Below are 23049 nucleotides of genomic sequence, written 5' to 3'. Positions count from 1 at the left end.
TAAAATTAAAGGCTTTAAAGAAAAGATTAATTTTAATTTTTATATTTGCAAGCCTAAAAAAACAGAAAATAAAATAGATAATGACGAAAGCGGATATTGTTACTAGAATCTCAGAGAAACTAGGAATGGAAAAAGGAGACGTTCAGGCTACAGTTGAATCTTTTATGGAAGAAGTGAAATCGTCCTTAGAAAATGGAGATAATGTTTATCTAAGAGGTTTTGGAAGCTTTATCATAAAGACCCGGGCAGAGAAAACAGGGAGAAATATCTCAAAGAACACTACAATTAAGATTCCCGCTCACAATATTCCTGCCTTCAAACCTGCAAAGGTCTTTGTAGAGGGTGTAAAGAGCAACGTTCAAGTAAAATAATCAACTAACACTAAAGGAAGAGCTGTATGCCGAGTGGTAAAAAAAGAAAAAGACATAAGGTAGCTACCCACAAGCGCAAAAAGCGCAGAAGAGCTAACCGACACAAGAAGAAGTAGTCGTAACTGACTACTTTTTCATTTTTCATCCATACGTTCTTTGACATAGAGATTCAAAAAGATAGAATTTCAATCGGTTTGAAAAAAAACCGATTCTAGATATTGTTTAATCATTTATTCCAATCACTATTTTGGAATGAATAAAAATCGATTCAGGTGAATAGAGAATTAATTGTTAGATCTAGTCCTGAAGCAGTCGATTTTGCCTTACTAAAAGATGGAAAACTCATTGAATTACATAAAGATGAGGATGACAACAAATTTTCCGTTGGGGATATCTTCCTAGCCAAGATAAGAAAACCCGTTACCGGTCTAAATGCGGCCTTTGTGAATGTGGGTTATGAAAAAGATGCATTTCTGCACTACCATGACCTTGGTCCGCAATTATCCTCCATGCTTAAGTTCATCAAGAAAGTGAGAACAGGGAAGTTAAAAGAGTACACCCTGAAAAATTTTCCATTTGAAAAAGATATTGACAAAAATGGCAGCATCAATGAGGTGCTCAAGGCCAATCAGTCACTGTTGGTACAAATTGTAAAAGAACCCATTTCCACAAAAGGACCACGTATCAGTTCCGAACTTTCCATAGCGGGGCGATACTTGGTAATGGTTCCATTTTCAGACCGTGTTTCCGTATCACAAAAAATTGGAAGCAAAGAAGAAAAGGACCGCCTAATACGATTGGTAAAAAGTATAAAACCAAAAGGGTTTGGGGTAATAATACGTACCGTTGCGGAAGGCAAAAAAGTTGCAGAACTCGACAAAGATCTTCAGAATCTGCTGACCAAATGGTCGGCAATGAGCAAGAAATTGCAAAAGGCACCCCATCCATCAAAAGTTTTAATAGAGCTCAATCGGGCTTCTTCCATTTTGAGAGATGTTTTCAATGATTCATTTACGGGTATACATGTAGACGATGAAACCTTGTATGACCAAATAAGGGATTATCTCCATGAGATTGCTCCTCAAAAGGAATCCATTGTAAAACTCTATAAGGGTTCAGCCCCCATTTTTGAGAAGTTCGGTATTGAACGCCAAATCAAAACATCTTTTGGGAAAACCGCTTCCATGAGCAAAGGTGCTTATTTGGTCATTGAACACACTGAAGCACTTCATGTGATTGACGTGAACAGTGGTAACCGGTCAAATAAGGCCAAAAACCAAGAAGATACCGCACTAGAAGTTAATCTTCTTGCGGCCTCGGAAATTGCAAGGCAATTACGACTTCGCGACATGGGTGGTATTATCGTAGTAGATTTTATTGACATGGTCAAAGGTGAGCACCGACGCAAGTTGTTTGATCACCTTAGGGAAGAAATGAAGGATGATCGCGCCAAACACAAGATTTTACCTCCAAGTAAGTTTGGTCTGGTTCAAATTACAAGACAACGTGTTCGTCCGGAAATGAACATCAAGACCAGTGAGAAAGATCCAAATCAATCGGGAGCTGAAGTTGAAGCACCCATTGTGTTGATTGACAAAATCCATTCAGATTTGGAAAAACTAATGAAAGGGAATCAAAAAAACCAAGGTATTGTTTTGAACATACACCCTTTTATTGCTGCTTACTTAACACAAGGTCTTCCTTCCATACGCCAAAAATGGTATATGGAATTTAAACAATGGGTAAAAATACAACCCAGGGATGCCTATACCTATCTTGAATATCGTTTTAAAAACAAGGATGGTAAAACCATACGATAATAGAAAGCGACTTCAGCAATGGAGTCGCTTTTTTTGTTTAGGCAAGATTTTTATATTTAGTACATTGAGTTTTAGCCAAACCAGATTTAATGCCCAACTGCCTAAATTGCCACGAACCCATTGCCAAAAAAGCATCCTTTTGTCTGTATTGTGGAGCAAAAGTTGTTCAAGAACGAATTACTTTAAAACGGATATTATCCGACTTTGTCGAAACCTTTTTTGGATGGGACAACAAATACTTCTTTACCACTTGGTCCCTTGTTGTGCGTCCTCATGTCGTGCTGGAAGAATACGCCTCAGGGGTTAGAAAAAAATATGTCCCCCCCTTAACCTACCTGATCATAGGGGCTACTTTGGTTCTGTTTTCACTTACTTTTTTCTTGGATACTTATATGAATGACCTTCAGGGCATCAACGAAAACCTGAAAGCATCATTTGGTATCCCTGAAGTTAAAAACACAGAGGGGTTAGAAGGACAAGTTAGCCAAGAAATACAGGGGCAGATAATAAAATATTTTAATCTGGTTACTTTGATATTAATTCCAATTTATGCCTTGTTTACTTCTTTGATTTATCGCAAAACCTATAACTACGCCGAACATCTAGTCTTTAACTCGTACATCCAAGGTACCTCATTGGTCTTTATTTTTATTTTCTTCTACATTAGTTTGCTGACCCATCCCTTTATTTATTCCATTACTACATTCATCACAATCTTTCTCTACCTTTACAGCTTTGGCAAATTGTTTAAACTCGATGCTGGAACATCCATTTTGAAGCTGTTCTTGTTCCTCGTTATGTTTGTCATTTTTATCGTTGTTTTCATTGCTCTGCTTGTTGGTATTGCTCTTCTGATATCCAAGTTACATAACTAATGAACTATTCAAGAGCGTATTCACTAACCGAAGCTACCCGAAAATTGGAATCGTACTGTGCTTACCAAGATCGCTGTCATAAGGAAGTGGTCGAAAAGCTAAAGGGAATGCGAATGATTCCCGAGGCTATTGACGTCATACTGGGTCACTTAATCAAAGAAAACTATCTTAATGAGGAACGTTTTGCTCAGAGTTTTGCAAGGGGTAAGTTCAACATTAAAAAGTGGGGAAAGTTGAGAATTATTAGGGAGCTTCAACAGCGGGATATTTCCAAATTCAATATTCAGATTGCCCTTAAGGAAATTAGCGAGTATGATTATGCCCGAACTTTGGATGACCTTGCCAAAAAACGGTTACTACAAATCAAGGAAACGAACATCCACAAGAAACGAAAGAAGATGGCCGATTATCTGCTTTACCGCGGATGGGAAAGCAATCTGGTCTACCAAAAAATAAAGGAGTTGACCTAAAGGTTCTGTTTTTGAAGAATCATCTGATGGGTTCGCCTTACGGCTTCTTCATTTTTCCAATCTATCCACTTTTGACCCTTCCATCTACGCATGGCATTGTCGAAATGTCGCATAAAGAAAATATTGTACACCGCTCTTCCAAAGTTCTTGGGTTTCCGGGCAATGGCCCTCAAACTCATTGAAAAACCTGGCGTCATATATTTCATATGGTGCCAATATCCCTCTGGTATATATAATACATTTCCGTGTTCCAAATGGGCGATATGGCCATTTGCATTTTTGAGGGCCGGCCACTTTTCCAAATCTGGGTTGGCAAAATCGATATCCTCTCTGGTAATTAGCGAATGTGGAATTTTGTAAAGGAACTTTGTTTCAGATTGGGGAAACAAAATACACTGTTTCTTGCCTTCAAAGTGAAAATGAAAAATATTGGCCAAGTCAATATCATAGTGCATGAAGGTATGGGAATCACTACCCCCAAAAAAAAGCATGGGCAGGCCCTTCATTAACCGCAAACCAAAATCAGGGTATTTAAAATCCTTTTGTAACTGTGGAACTTCCTTTAAAACATTCCACAAAAAGATTCGATATTTTGTCGGTTGGCTTTTTAGGAGTTGAATATACTCCTTCATCTTCATTTTAGCATGGGGTTCATTGAAACCCTCATCATGTTTGACAGGACGATCATCATATAGAGGAACTTCCACTTCCCCGGCCACCTTGTTCATATAATCTAAACTCCATTTGCTATATGCTGGCCAATCCTCAATAAAGTGCTCAATGACCACCGGTTTTTGAGGTTTGAAGTATTTTCGGAGAAACTCTTTCTTGGTAAGAGTCTTTTCCCTAGGGATCTGTTCAAGGTTAAGCTCCAAAATTTCAATGATTTTGAAACAACTAAATTATAAAAAGCTTTTTAAATTGTTTTGAAACGTTATTCTTTGGCTGCCAATGAAGATTTTTGTTTGGCCGCTTCATTCCGCTCAATGGTATGTTCGGGGCGCGTCCACTTTGGTTTTTCGCCAAGGGATTCAAATTGTGAGTCCGCCGCTTCTATGGTTTCTGGTTGGGGAGCTTTCACAAACGCTTTTTGGGGTTGAAGCCCCAATTGTTTGAACATTTCCATATCCTCGTTCACATCTGGATTTGGTGTGGTCAACAATTTGTCTCCTGCAAAAATGGAATTGGCCCCGGCAAAGAAACACATTGCTTGGCCTTCCCTGTTCATTTCAGTGCGTCCTGCAGATAATCTCACTTGTGTTTTGGGCATCACAATACGGGTTGTGGCCACCATGCGAATCATTTCCCAAATCTCAACGGGTTTTTCTTCTTCCATGGGAGTGCCTTCAACAGCTACTAACGCGTTTATCGGAACAGATTCGGGCTGCGGACTTAAAGTGGAGAGGGCTACCAACATCCCAGCTCGATCTTCAACGGATTCTCCCATACCAATTATTCCGCCACTACATACCGTAACGTTGGTCTTGCGAACATTTTCTATGGTTTCAAGACGATCTTCATAGCCGCGTGTCGATATGACCTCCTTGTAATATTCTTCTGAGGTATCGAGATTATGATTGTAAGCGTAAAGTCCGGCCTCTGCAAGTCGCTTTGCCTGATTTTCGGTAACCATCCCCAGCGTACAGCATACTTCCATATCCAATTTGTTGATAGTCCGAACCATTTCCAAAACCTGATTAAACTCAGGTCCATCTTTCACATTTCGCCAAGCGGCTCCCATACATACCCGTGAACTTCCAGAAGCTTTGGCACGTAAAGCTTGGGCTTTAACCTGTTGCACTGACATTAGATCATTGCCTTCAATATCGGTATGATAGCGAGCTGCTTGCGGGCAATAGCCACAATCTTCAGGACATCCTCCTGTTTTTATGGAAAGTAGAGTGGAAACTTGGACCGTATTTGGGTCATGGTATTGGCGATGCACGGTTGCGGCATCATATAATAGCTCCATCAAAGGTTTGTTGTAAACTTCGAGTATTTCCTCTTTGGTCCAGTTGTTTCTGATAGACTCCATAGTTTTATTTAATCTAGAGCCAAAAATAAGCCATTCCAAATAATTTGTGTGTGATAGAAGTCAGATTCTGATTAAATACCTTTTCATAGATCAACCTGCCTTTTCAATAAGAATACTGACTGCGTTCCCACCAAAACCTACCGCATTTACGATAATCCTATTGAATTGATCGGACCTGCTTGGGTTTGTGTAAAATGGCGATGCAATTCCTTTGTTGTGTTTTAACATTAACAATGCCATTTCGATGCTTAGCATTCCCGAAGCACCAAAGGTGTGGCCTACTTTCCATTTGTTCGTCGTTAGAAAAGGTATGCTATCATCAAACACATTTTCAATAGCCCTGTATTCCGATAGGTCTCCCTTTACAGTCCCGGGAGCATGTAAAATAATGGCGTCAACTTCCTTAGGGGAAGTTCCATTCAAGGCCATTCTCATGGAATCTTGAAAACACTGTGCATCGGTAGAGATGGATACATTGTGCGTCAGGGGCTCCGTAGCATAACCCATTCCCACAATCCTGGCCAATGCATTGGGTCTTGACCCTTTTTCTAAACAAGCCAAAGCCGCTCCTTCACCCAATACCATGGAATTTCGCGTTTTTTTTAAATCCAAAGCCCTGCAAGGAGGACCATCAGTTTCTTTGCTATAAATCTTGAGGGCCTGCATTTGGGCAATGGTAAAAGGTGTTAAAGGCGATTCGCTACCTCCTACCAAAAACTTATCGGTTAAGCCACTGGTAATCCAAGCGACTCCGTTCAACACCGCATGAAGAGCGGTGGAACACGTTATCGAATGGGAAATATTTGGGCCTTTTGACTTTAAATCATGGGCTACCCATGATGAAATGTTGCCCAAAGTGGTTGTAGGTGAGGCTAAGGTTGACGCTTTTCCTTGAGTCAAGAACTCCTCGTGATACTTCTCGAATAAAGAAGTAGCACCTCGGGAAGAACCTATGTTTATGCCAAACTCTGTAGTAGAATCCCAACCTGCCTGTTCCACCACTTTTCTTCCTGAATGCATGGCAAACAAAACAGATTTGTCAAGGGAACGATATTTAGCATCGGATTTTCGGAGGTCCTCAATAGCATTGAGTTGTTCTGCCGACAAGCGGGACATCCAAACACTTTGTTGTCCTACCTCACCCTCATCAAACAAATGATTGTTTCTTTGATAGGATTTCCAGACTTCCTCTTCGGTTGATCCCAAAGAAGAAAAGGAAGACAATGCAGTAATGGAAATAGGATTTTTCAACATATCAAACTATCTCAAGTGCGCCCTCCATGGCATCGTAAACTTGCTGCAACTGCTCCTTCGAAATCACATAGGGAGGTAAGGTATAAATAGTATTTCCCAAGGGACGAAGGTTTACGCCACGCTCCATGAAAAAATCATATAGTTTGTCACGTACCGAACCATATCTATCCATATCCAAATCAAGGTCAACGGCTAGAATTACACCGATAGCTCTGGCATTTTTTACTTTGGGATGATGCTGTACACGGTTTACGAACTCTTGATGCTGTTGCGCAATGTATTTTTGACTCTCTTTGATTTCCATTGATTGCAGCAATTCCAATCCTGCCAAGGCAGCTGCACAACCTAGAGGGTGGGCGCTATAGGTGTGGGCGTGAAAAAATCCCTTGGATACCTCATTGCTTAAGAAGGCATCGAACACCTTTTGGTTGCAACTTGTTATACTCAAAGGAAATATTCCAGCAGTCAAGGCTTTGCTCAAACAGATGATATCGGGATCATTTTTCAAATAGTCAGAGGCGAAATTCTTACCGGTCTTTCCAAAACCTGTCATAATCTCATCGGCAATACACAAAATATCCGCTTCTTGACATTTCGCAATCAATTGATCCAAGCCGGTTGGCGAATGGAATTTCATGCCGGCAGCACCCTGTACCAAGGGTTCAAAGACGAATGAACAACAAGCATGGGTGGTAATCAACACCTCCAGTTGTTTTAGCACCTCTTCGCTATTTTCTTCTGTGGGAACCGGTATCCGAACCACTTTTAAAAGAAAATCTTCAAACGGGCCGTTGTATGATGATATTCCCGAGGCGGACATTGCTCCAAAGGTATCTCCATGAAAACCATCTTCAAAAGCAATGATTGTATCCCTTTTTTGATCCTTATTATGGTGATATTGTATGGACATTTTTATGGCCGCTTCAATAGCCGTGGACCCATTGTCATTGAAAAAGAGCTTCGCTTGATTGCCAGGAAGTAGAGGTAGGAGTTCCTCGGCCAATTGCACAGCTGGTTCGTGTGTAAAACCACTGAACATTACAAAATCCAATTGCTGCATCTGTTCTGAGATGGCCGATGTTATCCGCTCATTGCAATGTCCATACATTGCGGTATACCATGAGGCAATGCCATCAATGTAGGCTTTGCCCTTATCATCCCAAATCAACGCCCCTTTGGCCTTGGTTATGCCAATTGGTGGTTTTGCGGTCTTATGCTGTGTCAGCGGGTGCCAAATACATTTTTGATCCCTGTCCGTCAGTTTTTCCAATACGCTTGGATTCTTCAAACCTTCATTTTATCTATCTTGCAAAGATCATAATTAATAGCCAAAAAACCACCAGTCAATTTGTTTGATAACGCAGTTCGCTTATTGACCCCAGATTACAAGAACTTGAATTGGAAAACCGTTTTGCTGATTCTCTTTCTTGTTGCGTTTTTTATTCGATTCCCCTTCTTTTTTAGAGACTATATCGATAGGGATGAAAGCACTTTTATCATCATGGGGCAATCTTGGGTAGATGGGTTTCTGCCCTATACCAAATTATGGGACTTGAAACCTCCGGTTACCTTTCTATTTTTTGCCGGGGTCATTGCCATTTTTGGAAAAAGTTTTTTGGCCATCCGTTTTTTCGGAACCTTACTGGTAGTTTGTACAGCTTTTTTTACCTATAAAATAGGGCTCAACATCATTTCAAAAAAAGTTGGTTTTTGGTGTTCCCTTTTTTGCGTATTTCTGTTCAGTTTATTCGGAAGCTTACAAGGGGTTATGTCTGAACATATATGCACCTTATTTTTTGTTGCAGGTTTCTTCATATTAGTACGCCAACAAAATGCTTGGAGGTATTTGCTGGCAGGTATTCTCTTCGGATTATCGGTCATGTCGAAATTGAATATGGCCTATCCCCTTCTGACCCTTTGTCTTTTTCTTCTTTGGACAGGTATCCAGAAAAAGAACTTTTTTCCGGCCATAAGCAAACTGATCACTATGGGGTTGGGTGTATTCCTGATTATTTTCCTTACTGCCCTGCCCTATTTTTTGGCTGACCAACAGGAGCTATGGTGGAGGTCTATTTTTGAAGCTCCCTTGGCCTATTCCAAGGTGAAATTTCATTCCCCCTTAAAGGCTTTGCCCGTGGCCTTGGTTTTCGCAGCATTCTTTCTTGGAGCTTATAAATTTAAATGGATTGACTTTCGAAATCATGCCATACAAATGATGCTAGCGGTAGTGATTGGCGTCTTGGTCTCGTTCATTCAGGCTGGGAAGGTGAATGGGCACTATTTGATTCAGTTGTATCCCTTTGTTTTGATTCCAATTGGAATGGCAATAGGTAAACTTCATCCGATACAGCACAAATACCGGCCAATAATCATTTTGTTACTTGTTTTGATTCCTATTGAGGCCTATTTGGAGTATGGCAACATCATTTCCAACAAAATAAAAAAAGGTTCATTTTACAATGGGGAAGGCATTGAAGTGCCAAGGTATATTATGGAGAACGACCTCGAAACCAAGAATATTTTTCTCACGGAATATCATATTGGGTATTGGGTCATGAATGTTTCTCCGCCTACCAAAGCGGCCACGCATCCCAGCAATATTACGCGTGAGGTACTTTTCCCCTATATGGATAACCCCAGAAGTACATCCATGCAAGAGCTGCAATACATTCTTGAAGAAATTCAACCTAAAACCATAGTGGCACGAAAGGGCAAACGGATTTTTGACAAAAAATTGGTTGAACTAAATGCCTATATCGATGGCTATTTGGAAGAGCATTACACCTTAGCACATACCATCGACCGCGGATTGATTTACCAAAGGCTAGAGTAACGACAGTGCTTCCCTGAAAGTTTCTGCATATTTGCCCACCACCTTCTTATCAAAATTATCCTCCTCATTAATCCGTCCAATGAACTTGGCCCCAGTTTTTTGAAGGATAATACTTTCTGTGGTCGGGTGTTCGTCACCACTGAAAATGATGCTTACATCAAAATTCTTTTCTTGAAGCTTTTCTACTGTCAATAAGGTGTGATTGATGCTTCCCAAATAATGCCTGGAGACAACGATAACTTTGTAATCTGGTTGTATTAAATCAAAAATCGTATCTGAATCATTAAGGGGAACCAATAAACCTCCTGCTCCTTCTATTACCAAATGGTTTGAGGTGTACGGGGGAGCAATTTTATCCAAATCAATGGTAATTCCATCAATTTCCGCAGCAGCATGTGGACTCATAGGTGTATGCAATGCATAAGAGTTTTTATGAATGACCGTTTTTTTGTTAGATATCATGTCCCTTACTTTGTGACTATCGGAATATTCCAAATCCCCTGCTTGAATGGGTTTCCAGTAGTCTGCTTGCAAGGCCTCGACCAAAATGGCGGAAGCCACAGTTTTACCCACCTCTGTGGATATGCCAGTAACAAATAGTTTCATTTTGCGGGTTTAGTGATGAAGTTACAGTTGGTACACCTATACTTTCTTGTTTCAAAAAATGGAAAGAGTTTGTAAAATATCCCTTTTCTAGAATAATAAATTTCTGATTTTGTCGCCTTACAGTTAGGGCAGGCTACCAAATTCCCATTCCTATCCGTGGCATAGCTGCGCACCTCATCAAAAATTCTTTTTGCCTTTTCCTTGTCAGATGAATATACCTGAAGTTTAACCCCACCGATAGCTGAACTGATCAAGGGGTCAGAAGTGATAGTCACCTCGTCCCTTAAAAAAACTGGGATGCCCTCTGATTCCAATTTGGCTTTGATAATCTGAACATCTGCCGGAAATTCAAATGTCCCCAAGGTGTGAAATTCTTGTTTCATGGAGTTACATATTCTTTGATATGGGTCAATACTTCTAAAATTTCATCGTGGGTATTGTACTTATGCAGGCAAAAGCGCAATCTTTCTTTCCCTTGCTTTACTGTTGGAGATAAGATGGGCTTAACATCAAATCCCTTCCCTGTAAGATATCGCGATAATTCTTTTACCTTATCATTCCCAGGATAGACCATACAATGTATTGCAGAATCACTGGGGATAAACCGATCTTCAAAATTGTGTTCTTTAACTTGCTTTTTGAAAAATTCAATGCTTTCCAGAAGCTCTTTTTGGTTTTTGCTCCCTACATCCTGCAAATAACGGTATGCCGACAGAACCATTGCGATTGTATGCGGAGGCAATCCTGTAGTATAAATCAAGCTTCGGGCAAAGTTGACCAAGTAGGTCACCAATCTGGGAGAGCCAAGAATCGCAGCCCCATGAACGCCCAAGGCTTTTCCAAAGGTGATAATTCGGGCAAAAACATGCTTCTCCAACCCAAGTTGACCTATCAATCCTTTTCCTTCTCCAAAAATACCAATGGCATGGGCCTCATCTACAGTCAAATGGTATGAGTTGTCTGCACAAAAATCTGCGAGTTGTTGAAGGTTGGGCGTGTCCCCATCCATGGAAAACACGGATTCTGTTACAATATATATCTCAGATTCGGTGCTCTTTGAAGAATTATGCAACGCACGTTTTACCTTCTTTTTTAAATCCTCCAAATCGTTGTGGCCAAACTTGTAACTCTTGGCATTGCCCATCTTTATCCCATCGCGGATGCTGGCATGCACCAACTCATCAAAAAAAACAAGATCACCACGTTGCGGCACACATGAAAAGAATCCAATGTTGGCATCATATCCAGAATTGAAAACCAAAGCTGCTTCTGCCTTATGATAGGTTGAAAGCAAAGCTTCCAATTCAGGGTAAAGGGGATGGTTTCCAGTAAGCAATCTTGAACCTGAGGGTCCGTTTTGGTTTAATCCAAAGTTTTGAAGATATTCTTTTGCCCTCTCTTCAATTTCCATGATACGGGAAAACCCCAAATAATCATTCGAAGAAAAATCCACCAAATTCTGTGGCTGTTGAAGTGTGCGAAGCGCATTTTCTCGTTCTCTCTTTTGGAGTTTTTCCTCTAGATTTTTGGGTAAGCTAGACATGCTTCAAATGTAGTTCCTTTGCTTTAGAAATAATACTTCAAAGGAGGGTAATTCAGGTTGCAAAAGTGCTGTCAAAATCTTCCTATCTCAAATATTCCAATTTTTTACTTAAAATCATTAAATTAGGAAGTAGTTATGAATCAATAATATAAACCTTGATGAGATTCTTTTTAACCTTCCTTCTGACCGTCGTTTATGCCCTCAATTCCTACACTCAACTCAACACTAAATTCATTGCCGCCAACTACAGTGATGGTATAGTGAAAATCATATTGTTCGATCCCGAATTGGAGGAAAAAAAACCGGGGCTTGGTTATTTAAGTAGGGGGTCTGGTTTTTTTGTGACCGAAGACGGGTATATTTTCACAAACCGTCATGTGGTGGAATCCTGTGTTACTGGTTACGTAGATTACGACTACTATGATACGGCAGGAAAGAAAAAGGCAGGTTTTGCGCCATATTCAGAAGAATTGATAGAAAACAAAAACTTCATCAAGGCCTATAGAACAGGTTATCCCATTCCTATCGTACAGGTATTTACAGGAACTAATGAAAATGATTACAAATTATATAATGCCGAGGTGGTTTCCATCGGGATGGGTGCCTTCGACGGTGCCTTATTGCGGATTATAAGTGATGAACAGGGCAACACTAGTGGTTTTAGGTTTACCGCTGTTCCACTAGGGGATTCTGATCAGGTGACCCAAGGGGAACAGTTTTGTGTATATGGGTATCCGGCCCAAGTTAAGGGAGGCGCAGATCTAATGCTACGAGACATGAGCACCCTTAGTAGAGGGATTATGAGCGGTTTTGATTTCGTTTTCAACAATGACTACGGTTATATGAAAACTGATGCCGAGATACATCCAGGAAATAGTGGAGGTCCTGTTTTTAACGAAGAAAACAAAGCCATCGGCATAGCAACTTCAAAAGGTGTGGCTACGGGCATAGGCTTGGTAGGAGGCGTAAATGGAATGTACTATATAGCGGCCAGTGATGCAAAAGCTTTGGAAAAGCTAAGAGCAAAAGGTTTAAGAACTCCAAAAAGAGCCTTTAGTATTAATACGGTGACTGGAAAAAAGCAGCCTATGAAAACATTGGATGAAATCAATGGTAGCGCCGCGAAATCTTCCAATGGAACCTCTACTACCGATTATAGCAGTGCCAGGATTTATTTTTCCAATGCATCTCCCAAGGATAACAACAATTTGCTTCCACCCAAGTCCAAGCAGTACACCTCTTTTACAATTTCAAGAAAAAATGGAGGTGTGGTTTGGATTTTTGTTGATTGTTATCCTGGAAAACTGAATACACCAAGTATTGCAGTTTTAGTGGATAAAATGAAAAACGGCAAATTTCAAAAATATAAAGATCTCTCCTATACCGTGGCCTCTCCAAAAACTGGTGATAACACCTACTTTTCGTTTACTTTTACCGAAAAAGGAACCTATAGATTTACGGCCTATTCCAAGGAACTCAAAAAAATAGCTTCAAATACGGTGACCATTAGCTATAAATAGGAAAGCATGGCATAAAAAGGCCCCCAACTTTTGTTGGGGGCCTTTTTATTTTTCAATTCAATACCTTAATCCGCCAAAACAATCACCTTGTTATCGTTCATCTCTACGGTACCGCTTATTATGGATAGAACGGTCTCTCCATTTGCTCCCTTGGTAAATTTACTTTGAAAATCCTCATGGATTTCTAGGTCACCTTGCACTTTAACATCACCCTCTTGGAGAAGTGAAACTATGGGTGCGTGATTTTCGAGCATTTGGAATTCCCCGTTCACACCAGGCACGGTAACTGAAGTTACTTCACCAGCAAAAAGTGTTGCTTCTGGAGATACAATTTCTAAATACATAATTTCAGTATAGTATGAAGTATTGGGTAACCTGTATCAAGTCCATCAGAGACAAGAGCACTGGTTACTCAAGACTTATTAAGCTTCCGCCAACATTTTCTCTCCTGCCTCAATGGCATCCTCAATGGTACCTTTCAGGTTGAATGCGGATTCCGGAAGGTGGTCCAATTCTCCATCCATAATCATGTTGAAGCCTTTGATGGTATCCTTAATGTCAACCAACACACCGGGAATACCAGTAAACTGCTCTGCAACATGGAAAGGTTGAGAAAGGAAACGCTGTACCCTTCTCGCTCTACCTACCGCTAATTTATCTTCTTCAGACAATTCTTCCATTCCCAGAATCGCAATAATATCTTGAAGTTCTTTGTAACGCTGTAATAACTCTTTTACACGCTGCGCACATCCGTAATGCTCTTTCCCCAGAATTTCTGGAGTTAGAATCCTTGAGGTAGAATCCAATGGGTCAACCGCTGGATAAATCCCCAACTCAGCAATTTTACGAGATAATACGGTTGTAGCATCCAAGTGGGCAAAAGTTGTTGCTGGAGCAGGGTCAGTTAAGTCATCCGCGGGTACGTATACCGCTTGAACCGACGTAATGGAGCCTCTTTTTGTAGAGGTAATCCTTTCCTGCATGGCTCCCATCTCTGTTGCCAAAGTAGGTTGGTAACCCACAGCGGAAGGCATCCTTCCTAAAAGTGCAGATACCTCAGATCCTGCTTGTGTAAATCGGAATATATTGTCAACGAAGAACAGTACGTCTTTTCCTTGGCCATCACCAGCGCCATCACGGAAGTACTCGGCAATGGTCAATCCTGAAAGCGCCACACGCGCACGAGCTCCAGGAGGTTCGTTCATCTGACCAAATACAAACGTTGCTTTGGATTCTTTCATGGCTTTCTTGTCCACTTTGGTCAAGTCCCAGCCCCCTTCTTCCATGGAGTGCAAGAAGTCGTCTCCATATTTGATAATTCCAGATTCCAACATCTCACGCAGCAAGTCATTTCCTTCACGGGTTCTTTCACCCACACCAGCAAATACGGATAGACCACCGTGACCTTTTGCGATGTTATTGATCAATTCCTGAATCAAAACCGTTTTTCCCACACCAGCTCCTCCAAACAATCCAATCTTACCACCTTTGGCATAAGGTTCAATTAAGTCAATAACCTTGATTCCCGTAAAAAGAACCTCAGTAGATGTAGAAAGATCTTCGAATTTAGGAGCCTCTCTGTGGATAGGAAGACCGTTGTCTCCTTCTTTGGGAAGGTTTTCCATCCCGTCAATAGCATCTCCAATTACATTAAAAAGTCGTCCATAAACCTCTTCACCGATTGGCATTTGAATGGAACTTCCGGTAGCATGTGCCTCAATGCCTCTGCTCAATCCATCTGTTGAATCCATTGAGATGGTCCTTACTGTATTTTCCCCGATGTGGGATTGTACTTCCAAAACCAATTTGGAGCCATCCTCTTTGTCAATTTCGAGGGAATCGTAAATCTTTGGTATCTCTGTTCCGGATTCGAACACTACGTCAATCACCGGGCCTATAATCTGGGCAACCTTTCCTGTAACTTTAGACATTACTGTGTTAATTTTTAATTGAATACGATGGAAAACATCTGTTTTTTTCCGGCTGCAAAGATATGTTATTACTTCTTTAAAGAGAAACGAAAAACTGCCTTTTTTTAAGAACAAAAAAGGCGCTGAAAAATTCAGCGCCCCACAAGATTTTTTTCACGATTGCCTTACGGATTGATCGTCCAGGAAACGTAATAGATTGCCCCGATATTACCCGTACCAACAGCCTGGAAATACTCATCTCCCAAAAGATTGGAGCCTCCAGCTTTGAACACAGATTTAATACTTGGTATCGTATAGTTGATCTGCGCGTCAAGTACAGTGTAGGCCGGTACATCACCATCTTCAAAGGTAGCTTCCCAAAAGAAAGAATCACTCCAGCGATAGTTGAAGTTAAATCCAAAGTTCTTGAACAGTTCGGTGTTTCCAAAGGAAGCTTTTACCCTATGCTTCGGTGTATTGAAGTTAGTTTCAAAATCAGGAAATCTAGCCTTGTCGAAATCAAACTCTGCGTAGGTATAGTTTACCCCTAAATCAAAGTCTCCAAAGACTTTCGTGTCAACGCCTATGGTACCACCCCAGGAGTCAATATCCACTTCTGCATTGGTATACGTCTGATAGGCCTGACGGTCCCCATTTTGTAATGCCAAGAGAGAGAGCCCATTATCACCAGCGGTACCATAAAAAGGAACCAATACCGTCACATTGGCTATGAAATCTTTGTAACGGTTATAATACCCGCTCAAATCAACCGTAAATTTTCCAATTTGTCCTCGATAACCCGCTTCAAAGGTGGTAATTTCTTCTGGTTTAACCACTCCGGTGGTGACCGCTTCTGGAGCTCCAGTCAACACAGAAGTTAAAGAGTACGCATTTTCATAAGCCGCTCGACCAACAATATCAACGGTGGATTGTCCAATTAGGTCCTGGCCGCTTTGGCTTACGTTAAATGTCCTGATATCGCGATCCAAGTTATTGGGAGCAGAACCAACCAAAATAGCAGTCCCTGCATTAAGACCAATAAACAAGTCTTGCGTAGTAGGATTTCTAAATCCTTGCTGTGCAGATATCCTTATATTATGATTTCGCATAGCTCCAGCGGTATATCCAAAGGATACCCTTGGAGATAAAAAGCCATCGAAAAACTCATTTTTATCATATCGTACAGAACCGGTAAACTTTAATCTTTCGTCCAACAATTTCTTTTGAAGTTGGGCATAGGCACCATACTCATTATAGGTGATCGGTCCATCCAAATCTGTGAAAATCGTTCCTTGAGAGTTCAATTCATACTCCCTAAACGATCCTCCAACCTGAACATCAGCCCAATCATTAATCAAATGAGCTAGGTTGTAGTTTCCATTGACGTGGCGGAACTTAGTATTATCTATAAATCGAGAGCCCGTAGTTAAATCACCGTCTGCCGTTACTGCATTAAAGGCGCTTTGGAATTCTGGGGTTCCTGGCAACAACCGACCCGTGTCAGCTGCAATACGTGCTGCAGCATGTGCCGCCTCAGAAGCGGCTTCCCTAGAGAGGCCTCCTTGCTGGATACCACCAAGGAAGGTAGGAATATAAGTTCCAGCGTAATCAGTGAACCATTGGGTATCTGACTTCCACCTTCTGTTGATATTGATGGCCGTAAACCGGGTGTCGTAGGAATCACCAGCGTTTTCTGTAACAATATACCCCCTCAGGAAAAAGTTGTCGTTGCGGAACTCTATTTTATGCTGTTGAAGATTAAAGTTCCTTACGGCATAGCGATTGGCACCTTGATAAATGGTGTTACCCCGTCCAACACGACCTTGATAAATGATTTCAAAATCGTCGGCAAAAGGTCTATAATAAACCGAAAAATCGGTTTTTACGCTTTCAGCATTATAGTTTACCAAATCACGTTCTGCATATCCTGTTCGAGAAATATTTGCTGAGCCGACAGTGCCTGTTGGCAATCCGGCAGCTGCGTCAAAATTTAGGAGTGTGGAAACCACATCACCATATATATTAAGACCATTATAATTCGGGTCTGTTCTATCGGCACCGGGATTGGCCAAGTCCAATTCACTTATTGCATGCCAATCCTCACCACTTAGAAAGGATAGATTCGCCTTGACCGCCAATTTATCGCTAAACGCATGTGCTGCCCTAATTCCCAAATCGTAATAAGGATTATCACCAGCGGCCTCTTGTGAGGTGATTCCTGTTTTTGCATAGGCACTTATCCCTTGAAAATCAAAAGGGCTTTTACTGTTCATAAACAATATTCCGTTGAAAGCACCGGCTCCATACAAGGCCGAAGAAGCTCCCGGGAGAATTTCAACACTCTGAACTTCCAGCTCTGACATCCCCACCAAGTTACCCAATACAAAGTTCAGACCTGGTGCCGAGTTGTCCATGCCATCTACCAATTGAAGGAATCTCGTATTGGCAAACGTAGCAAAGCCCCTAGTATTAATGGACTGGAAAGTCAAACTGTTCGTATTGATATCCACTCCCTTAAGATTCTGGAGACCTCCATAAAAGGATTCTGCTGAAGTATTTTTAATATCCTTTAACCCAAATCGCTCAACGGAAACCGGAGACTCGAAAATACGCTCGGGGGTTCTAGAGGCGGAAATAACAATTTCATCCAAAATCGTAGAACTTTGTGATAGCGTTATGGTTAAGGTCTGATTATTAGAGGTTACATCGGCAATAAATTCAGAAAACCCAACGCTTGTAACTCGAAGCTGGAAAGGGGGCTGTTCTGAAGTGTTGAAGGTGAAATTTCCATCAAAATCCGTAGTGGTCCCTTCTGCTTTTCCAATCAGCACAACGTTAGCGCCAATGACCGGTTCATTGTTCTCGTCAACTACTTTTCCAGAAACTGTTGTTTGGGCATGTAGGACCGTCCCAAACAGCATGAGGGAAAGGAATATTAGTCTTCTCATTAGGTATTAATTTGAGTTAAATTAGTTAAAGAATACGTAAAGTATTGGAAGCGGAAGATACATTTTTTTTCATTCCATTTCCATAAAATCTAAAAAAATTATGCATGCATAATACTTTATTGCCAAAAAAAATGGGGTTTAAATACGGTTTTAACAAAAAAAGCACCGAAATCGGTGCCTTTTTGATATTTTATTGATTAAACCAAGTCACTCCACAGTAACTGATTTCGCCAAGTTTCTTGGCTGATCTACATTACACTCACGCATTACCGCAATATGATAGGAAAGCAACTGTAATGGTATGGTCGTCAAGAGAGGTGTAAGGCATTCCAAGGTCTCGGGAACCTCTACAACATGGTCGGCCAATTCCTTTACGGTTTTGTCCCCTTCGGTGACTACAGCAATGATACGACCATTACGGGATTTTATTTCTTGGATATTGCTCACAACTTTTTCGTAGTGCCCCTTTTTGGTAGCAATTACAACAACAGGCATTTGCTCATCAATTAGGGCAATGGGACCGTGTTTCATTTCTGCTGCAGGGTACCCTTCCGCATGTATGTAGCTGATTTCCTTAAGTTTCAATGCCCCTTCAAGGGCTACCGGGAAATTATATCCCCTACCCAAATACAAGCAATTGGTTGAATCTTTGTACGTATCCGAAATATGCGCAACCAAATCGTTGGACTCCAAGGTTCGCTCTACTTTGCCAGGAATACCTTCTAGTTCGGTCAAAATTTCATGGAACTTAGAAGCCGAAAACATACCCTTCTCACTAGCCAATTTTAAAGCTATCAGTGTAAGTACGGTGATTTGTGTAGTGAAGGCCTTGGTTGAGGCAACTCCAATTTCCGGTCCCGCGTGGGTATAGGCCCCTGCATGGGTTTCCCTAGCAATGGAAGAGCCCACAACGTTACAAACACCAAAAACAAAAGCTCCTTTCTCTTTGGCCAATTTTATAGCCGCCAAGGTATCCGCAGTCTCTCCAGATTGAGAAATTGCTATCAACACATCGTTCTCGGTGATTACAGGATTTCGATAACGGAATTCCGAAGCATACTCTACTTCTACCGGAATTCTCGCCAAGTCTTCAAAAATATACTCTGCCACCAATCCGGCATGCCATGAAGTTCCGCATGCCACGATGATAATCCGATTGGCGTTGAGAAACTTCTCAAGGTTCTGGTCTATTCCCGCCATTCTGATGATACCCTCATTGGCCAACAACCTTCCTCTGTAAGTGTCCAAAATAGCCCGAGGCTGCTCATAGATTTCCTTGAGCATAAAATGGTCGTAACCGCCTTTTTCTATTTCTTCCAGATTTAACTGAAGTTCCAATATATTGGGATATGCAATGGCATCATTCTTTATTTTTCGCAACTTGATTTCCTTACCAAGGCGAATTATGGCCATCTCCTCATCCTCGAGATAAATCGCGTTGTTTGTATACTCAATAAAAGGTGAGGCATCGGAGGCAATAAAATATTCGTTTTCTCCAATTCCTATAGCCAAGGGACTTCCTAATTTGGCCACTACTATTTCATCGGGTTTGGTACGGTCGAATACCGCTATGGCGTACGCCCCAACTACTTGGTTCAAAGCCAGTTGTACAGCTTTTCCAAGCTTTACCCCTTCTTTGTTTTTGACTTCTTCTATAAGGTTGACCAATACTTCAGTGTCGGTATCGGTTTTGAATTCATATCCTCTTTTTTGAAGTGCTTTCTTAATGGACTCGTAATTCTCGATAATCCCATTATGTATGATTACCAAATCACCAGAATTGGAGTAATGAGGGTGAGAATTCGTATCATTGGGAACACCGTGTGTGGCCCATCGCGTATGGCCCAGACCCAAAACCCCCAAAGTGTTCGCTGCATTTTCCGCTTTCTTCTTTAAATCCTCAACTTTTCCTTTGGTCTTCGAAACATGAATCTCTCCGTCTTCGTAAAGGGCAATGCCCGCACTGTCATAACCTCGATATTCAAGCCTTTGCAAGCCCTTTATGATAATGGGATAGGCCTCTTGGTGTCCTATGTACCCAACAATTCCACACATAATAAAGAGTCTTTAATGATTAGTGATTAATTCCAAAGTTAAAATCTATTCCGATAATTCCTTGACCATGTACTCTGTAAAACGGAAAAAATCTACAAAAGGTACATTTAATTGGCCTCAGTAAAGAAAATTTCAAGTTTTAGCTTATTATCCTCATTGGCTGGACCAACATTACTTCCGAAAAGTATGGTTCCCAAAGGATTTATCGTGGACATTAAGGGCACATCCAAGGTCGTAGTACCGGTTCCGGTGCCTTCGGCAACCCTAGGATCTCCTACATTGGAGCTTAGGACTAGGTTCAGTTTAGCATTTGCCGAGTCCCGCACAATAATGTTGTTGATATGATCGGTGATTCTAACTGTGTATTTTATGCCTTGATTGCCACTCTTTTCGAGGATACCATCATAGTTCAGAAAAATTCCAAGGGGTTCGTCCACTTGGTTGTTCTCGGTTTCGAAATTATAAATCGGATTGTTGGTTTCCCCATTGTAAAGATAAAGTCGTGGTGGCTCAATGGTTCCTCCAACCGCATCCAACGCATTTCTATCTACATAAAAAACCAAATTGGCTTCATTGATAATCCAGTTATTGGCCCGTATTTCTTCTATGGACGGCAAGCCTCTTCCATCTGTTTCCTCGTCATCTGCAAATAATCGAACCTCCGCTATGGTGCCAGGTCCACCCTTAAGATAAATCCTTGAGGCATTTTCAGTCGCATCCAATGCATTGGTGATGTCCGCCGGAAAAGGATCATTGACAAAGGTATTGATCGCGTTACCTGAAATTAGTCCATTATTATTCTGAACCAAGTTGAGGAGAAAATTTCGTTCGGCAGTTTCAACAACCTCATCAGTAAAGTTGTAATCCTGGTACGTATATGAAACTGTTATTAACGCCTGCGTCAAGTCCAAAAGGAACATAAGCTCCTCCATATCGGTTCCAAGAATTTGTATCCCTCTGAAAAAATCCGTGAAATTGGCCTGGCTCAATAACTCTGACTGCCCTTCCTTATCCAAAAAATTGGTCTGAAAAAATTCATTGTTCAAGGGAACACGAATTCCAGGGGTAAGACGGCTTTCAATCTGTTCCGATTCATCCACATCGGTTGTTTCAGGGTCATCGTCCTGAAAAAAGAGCAATTCTTCGTCACTAACGGTTACCTGACCCTCAAATAGGGTTTCACCTTGAAAACTGGACAAATCTTGATTGGAAAAATAACGCTGTCTTTCCTCAAAGTTGGTATTTGGGTCCAAATCCCTGAGAAAAAATGTAGAAGTGGTAACCTTAAGGTTAAAAGGAGCAGCTCGGTTCCCAAAAATACTATCCAAATCAAATCTTCTAGGAAATGTATTGGCCACAAAATCATCACCGGTACCATCTTCGTCTGGATCCAACGGATTGGATCCTGCAATTCTCTCTTCATTATCTGTTACTCCATCCCCATCAGAATCAGAGTTGGGGTCGTCTGGGTCCACATCAAAAGCATCTTCTACGGTATCTCCATCGCTATCTCTTAAGGATGGCGGCGGAATTTGAAAGGGTATATAAAGAAAAACCTCCTGTACTGTTTCATTTTCTGGATTCGTTGAATCGTCATCATCCGTTTCCGAAACATCTTCCGTAGCTTGGGACAAATCCCCAAAAGTCGGATTTCCCAAGTTCGCCGGCAGTGTGACTTGAGATATTATACTTGCCACCCTTTTCCCATATATAGGGTCTGAATAAGCTCCAAGTTGATACAGGGGCAACCTATTGGTCTGTACCGCTGTGACTGATTTGTTGAAAGCAAATACGTCATAAACCTCCCGCCCTGTATTAAAAGGTTCACCAGCTACGACTCCATCACCAAGGGTCTGCAATTCCTCCTCGCAGGAATATAATGTGGCAAGTAATGCCGCAGCCAAGGCCAAAGCCCTTATGCCCTTAAATAAACTCATGCAATCTATTGTTTTAGAACTTCTGTTTTATAGAAATTTGTATATGCCTCTTCTGCCTCTTGAAGTGTGACATAGGGCAACACAGGTTTGGAAAGGCTGGCTATGTGGCTCTTTAATTCTTCCGATATTCCTTCCGAGGCTAAAATAATGGCATCAGAATGATCCACAGCTACCTTTAACAAATTATTATAGCTGGGTGAGGTAAGTGCTGACACACTTTCCTCCGAAACACCGTCAAATTTTATTTTTTCAATCATCTTTTGGTCGAGTTCACCGTCAAATCCCCCATCATATACTGAAGTCACGATTTTACTTTCGGCAAAAAGCGGCTCATCTTCATAATATTTGCGCAGATATAGTGGTAACAAGGAAGCCATCCATCCATGCACATGGATAATATCAGGCGACCAGTTCAATTTCTTAACGGTTTCCACAACACCCTTGGCAAAGAAAATCGCCCGCTCATCATTGTCCGGAAACAAATTTCCCTCAGCATCCTCAAAGGTTGCCTTTCTCTTAAAATATTCATCATTGTCTATGAAATACACCTGAATGCGCTCACGGGGAATTGATGCCACCTTAATGATAAGCGGCATATCCATATCGTTGATTACCAGATTCATCCCAGACAAGCGAATCACTTCGTGTAATTGATGTCTTCGCTCATTGATATTTCCATACCTTGGCATGAAAATGCGGATTTGACCACCGTTGCTATTGACCATTCGGGGCGCTTCGTAAGACATTAAGGAAACTGGGTTCTCTGGGAGGTAAGGCACTAATTCAGAAGATACAAACAATATCTTTTTACCATTCATAAACACTTTCTTTGGTTCATCCGAAAAACGTAGCCGCAAAAGTACAAAAATTAT

The 23049-nt window shown here is 41.2% G+C and carries 19 protein-coding genes; 6 read left to right on the top strand and 13 right to left on the bottom strand.

The window, feature by feature from the left end; genetic code table 11:
- Positions 1-80: 80 nt before the first annotated feature.
- The 4 genes from EW142_RS14570 (at position 81) to EW142_RS14555 (ending at position 3536) form a co-directional block, all read left to right on the top strand.
- Entirely contained in the window at positions 81-371 is a 291-nt protein-coding gene (locus tag EW142_RS14570; protein WP_130615075.1) for an HU family DNA-binding protein, read from the top strand.
- A gap of 272 nt (positions 372-643) precedes the next feature.
- Positions 644-2191 (top strand): Rne/Rng family ribonuclease, encoded by a 1548-nt coding sequence (locus EW142_RS14565; protein ID WP_130615073.1) that lies wholly within the window; start codon positions 644-646, stop codon positions 2189-2191.
- 89 nt (positions 2192-2280) lie between these two features.
- A complete protein-coding gene (locus EW142_RS14560; protein WP_130615071.1) occupies positions 2281-3066 on the top strand; it encodes a DUF3667 domain-containing protein in 786 nt (261 codons plus the stop codon).
- The gene (locus tag EW142_RS14555; protein WP_130615070.1) at positions 3066-3536 is read left to right on the top strand and encodes a regulatory protein RecX; all 471 of its coding nucleotides are present in this window, start codon (positions 3066-3068) and stop codon (positions 3534-3536) included. The genes EW142_RS14560 and EW142_RS14555 overlap by 1 nt, the downstream gene beginning before the upstream one ends.
- Here the strand turns inward: EW142_RS14555 and EW142_RS14550 are convergent.
- The 4 genes from EW142_RS14550 to bioA form a co-directional block, all read right to left on the bottom strand.
- The gene (locus tag EW142_RS14550) at positions 3533-4411 is read right to left on the bottom strand and encodes a cupin-like domain-containing protein (protein ID WP_130615068.1); all 879 of its coding nucleotides are present in this window, start codon (positions 4409-4411) and stop codon (positions 3533-3535) included. The two genes, EW142_RS14555 and EW142_RS14550, sit on opposite strands and share 4 nt — an antisense overlap.
- Before the next feature lie 59 nt (positions 4412-4470).
- Positions 4471-5571: a biotin synthase BioB gene (gene bioB, locus EW142_RS14545; protein WP_130615066.1), complete on the bottom strand. Its 1101-nt coding sequence runs from the start codon at positions 5569-5571 to the stop codon at positions 4471-4473.
- A 90-nt stretch (positions 5572-5661) separates the two neighbouring features.
- Positions 5662-6825, bottom strand: coding sequence for a beta-ketoacyl synthase N-terminal-like domain-containing protein (locus EW142_RS14540; RefSeq protein ID WP_417935789.1), 1164 nt, complete (start codon positions 6823-6825; stop codon positions 5662-5664).
- Position 6826: 1 nt separating this feature from the next.
- The gene (gene bioA, locus EW142_RS14535) at positions 6827-8113 is read right to left on the bottom strand and encodes an adenosylmethionine--8-amino-7-oxononanoate transaminase (protein WP_240740224.1); all 1287 of its coding nucleotides are present in this window, start codon (positions 8111-8113) and stop codon (positions 6827-6829) included.
- A gap of 60 nt (positions 8114-8173) precedes the next feature.
- On the opposite strand from bioA, the gene EW142_RS14530 reads away from it, so the two are divergent.
- Complete coding sequence (locus EW142_RS14530) at positions 8174-9658, top strand: ArnT family glycosyltransferase (RefSeq protein ID WP_130615064.1); 1485 nt, start codon at positions 8174-8176, stop codon at positions 9656-9658.
- Here the strand turns inward: EW142_RS14530 and bioD are convergent.
- From bioD to EW142_RS14515, 3 genes are read right to left on the bottom strand one after another with little or no spacing between them, the layout of a single operon-like run.
- Complete coding sequence (gene bioD / locus EW142_RS14525) at positions 9650-10264, bottom strand: dethiobiotin synthase (protein ID WP_130615062.1); 615 nt, start codon at positions 10262-10264, stop codon at positions 9650-9652. The genes EW142_RS14530 and bioD overlap by 9 nt on opposite strands.
- Positions 10261-10647: a putative signal transducing protein gene (locus tag EW142_RS14520; RefSeq protein WP_130615060.1), complete on the bottom strand. Its 387-nt coding sequence runs from the start codon at positions 10645-10647 to the stop codon at positions 10261-10263. The genes bioD and EW142_RS14520 overlap by 4 nt, the downstream gene beginning before the upstream one ends.
- Entirely contained in the window at positions 10644-11807 is a 1164-nt protein-coding gene (locus tag EW142_RS14515) for an aminotransferase class I/II-fold pyridoxal phosphate-dependent enzyme (RefSeq protein ID WP_130615058.1), read from the bottom strand. The genes EW142_RS14520 and EW142_RS14515 overlap by 4 nt, the downstream gene beginning before the upstream one ends.
- A 158-nt stretch (positions 11808-11965) precedes the next feature.
- Between EW142_RS14515 and EW142_RS14510 the strand changes: the two genes are divergently transcribed.
- Entirely contained in the window at positions 11966-13327 is a 1362-nt protein-coding gene (locus EW142_RS14510) for a S1C family serine protease (RefSeq protein ID WP_130615056.1), read from the top strand.
- A gap of 65 nt (positions 13328-13392) precedes the next feature.
- On the opposite strand, the gene EW142_RS14505 is transcribed toward EW142_RS14510, so the two are convergent.
- The 6 genes from EW142_RS14505 to EW142_RS14480 all read right to left on the bottom strand — a co-directional run bounded on the left by EW142_RS14505 (position 13393) and on the right by EW142_RS14480 (position 22995).
- Entirely contained in the window at positions 13393-13671 is a 279-nt protein-coding gene (locus EW142_RS14505) for a F0F1 ATP synthase subunit delta/epsilon (protein ID WP_130615054.1), read from the bottom strand.
- 78 nt (positions 13672-13749) lie between these two features.
- Positions 13750-15258, bottom strand: a complete 1509-nt coding sequence (atpD, locus tag EW142_RS14500; protein WP_130615052.1) for a F0F1 ATP synthase subunit beta — start codon at positions 15256-15258, stop codon at positions 13750-13752.
- A 164-nt stretch (positions 15259-15422) separates the two neighbouring features.
- Positions 15423-18185, bottom strand: a complete 2763-nt coding sequence (locus EW142_RS14495) for a TonB-dependent receptor (RefSeq protein WP_130615050.1) — start codon at positions 18183-18185, stop codon at positions 15423-15425.
- A 207-nt stretch (positions 18186-18392) separates the two neighbouring features.
- Entirely contained in the window at positions 18393-20240 is a 1848-nt protein-coding gene (gene glmS / locus EW142_RS14490; RefSeq protein WP_130615049.1) for a glutamine--fructose-6-phosphate transaminase (isomerizing), read from the bottom strand.
- 107 nt (positions 20241-20347) lie between these two features.
- The gene (locus EW142_RS14485; RefSeq protein ID WP_130615047.1) at positions 20348-22177 is read right to left on the bottom strand and encodes a DUF4270 domain-containing protein; all 1830 of its coding nucleotides are present in this window, start codon (positions 22175-22177) and stop codon (positions 20348-20350) included.
- Positions 22178-22182: 5 nt separating this feature from the next.
- Entirely contained in the window at positions 22183-22995 is an 813-nt protein-coding gene (locus EW142_RS14480) for a glycogen/starch synthase (RefSeq protein WP_130615046.1), read from the bottom strand.
- Positions 22996-23049 lie beyond the last annotated feature (54 nt).

The organism is Flagellimonas allohymeniacidonis (assembly GCF_004296335.1).
GTDB classification, from domain to species: domain Bacteria; phylum Bacteroidota; class Bacteroidia; order Flavobacteriales; family Flavobacteriaceae; genus Flagellimonas; species Flagellimonas allohymeniacidonis.
Note: the sequence above shows the minus strand (reverse complement) of the source record. Positions and strands in the feature narration are given on the sequence as shown.

What these genes read in the sequence shown, in the direction of transcription:
- atpD (WP_130615052.1), bottom strand. Translation starts at nt 15,258, where the DNA reads ATGTCTAAAGTTACAGGAAAGGTTGCCCAGATTATAGGCCCGGTGATT.
- glmS (WP_130615049.1), bottom strand. Translation starts at nt 20,240, where the DNA reads ATGTGTGGAATTGTTGGGTACATAGGACACCAAGAGGCCTATCCCATT.
- EW142_RS14560 (WP_130615071.1), top strand. Translation starts at nt 2,281, where the DNA reads ATGCCCAACTGCCTAAATTGCCACGAACCCATTGCCAAAAAAGCATCC.
- EW142_RS14505 (WP_130615054.1), bottom strand. Translation starts at nt 13,671, where the DNA reads ATGTATTTAGAAATTGTATCTCCAGAAGCAACACTTTTTGCTGGTGAA.
- EW142_RS14480 (WP_130615046.1), bottom strand. Translation starts at nt 22,995, where the DNA reads ATGAATGGTAAAAAGATATTGTTTGTATCTTCTGAATTAGTGCCTTAC.
- bioB (WP_130615066.1), bottom strand. Translation starts at nt 5,571, where the DNA reads ATGGAGTCTATCAGAAACAACTGGACCAAAGAGGAAATACTCGAAGTT.
- EW142_RS14570 (WP_130615075.1), top strand. Translation starts at nt 81, where the DNA reads ATGACGAAAGCGGATATTGTTACTAGAATCTCAGAGAAACTAGGAATG.
- EW142_RS14555 (WP_130615070.1), top strand. Translation starts at nt 3,066, where the DNA reads ATGAACTATTCAAGAGCGTATTCACTAACCGAAGCTACCCGAAAATTG.
- EW142_RS14520 (WP_130615060.1), bottom strand. Translation starts at nt 10,647, where the DNA reads ATGAAACAAGAATTTCACACCTTGGGGACATTTGAATTTCCGGCAGAT.
- EW142_RS14510 (WP_130615056.1), top strand. Translation starts at nt 11,966, where the DNA reads ATGAGATTCTTTTTAACCTTCCTTCTGACCGTCGTTTATGCCCTCAAT.
- EW142_RS14495 (WP_130615050.1), bottom strand. Translation starts at nt 18,185, where the DNA reads ATGAGAAGACTAATATTCCTTTCCCTCATGCTGTTTGGGACGGTCCTA.
- EW142_RS14485 (WP_130615047.1), bottom strand. Translation starts at nt 22,177, where the DNA reads ATGAGTTTATTTAAGGGCATAAGGGCTTTGGCCTTGGCTGCGGCATTA.
- EW142_RS14515 (WP_130615058.1), bottom strand. Translation starts at nt 11,807, where the DNA reads ATGTCTAGCTTACCCAAAAATCTAGAGGAAAAACTCCAAAAGAGAGAA.
- EW142_RS14540 (WP_417935789.1), bottom strand. Translation starts at nt 6,825, where the DNA reads ATGTTGAAAAATCCTATTTCCATTACTGCATTGTCTTCCTTTTCTTCT.
- bioD (WP_130615062.1), bottom strand. Translation starts at nt 10,264, where the DNA reads ATGAAACTATTTGTTACTGGCATATCCACAGAGGTGGGTAAAACTGTG.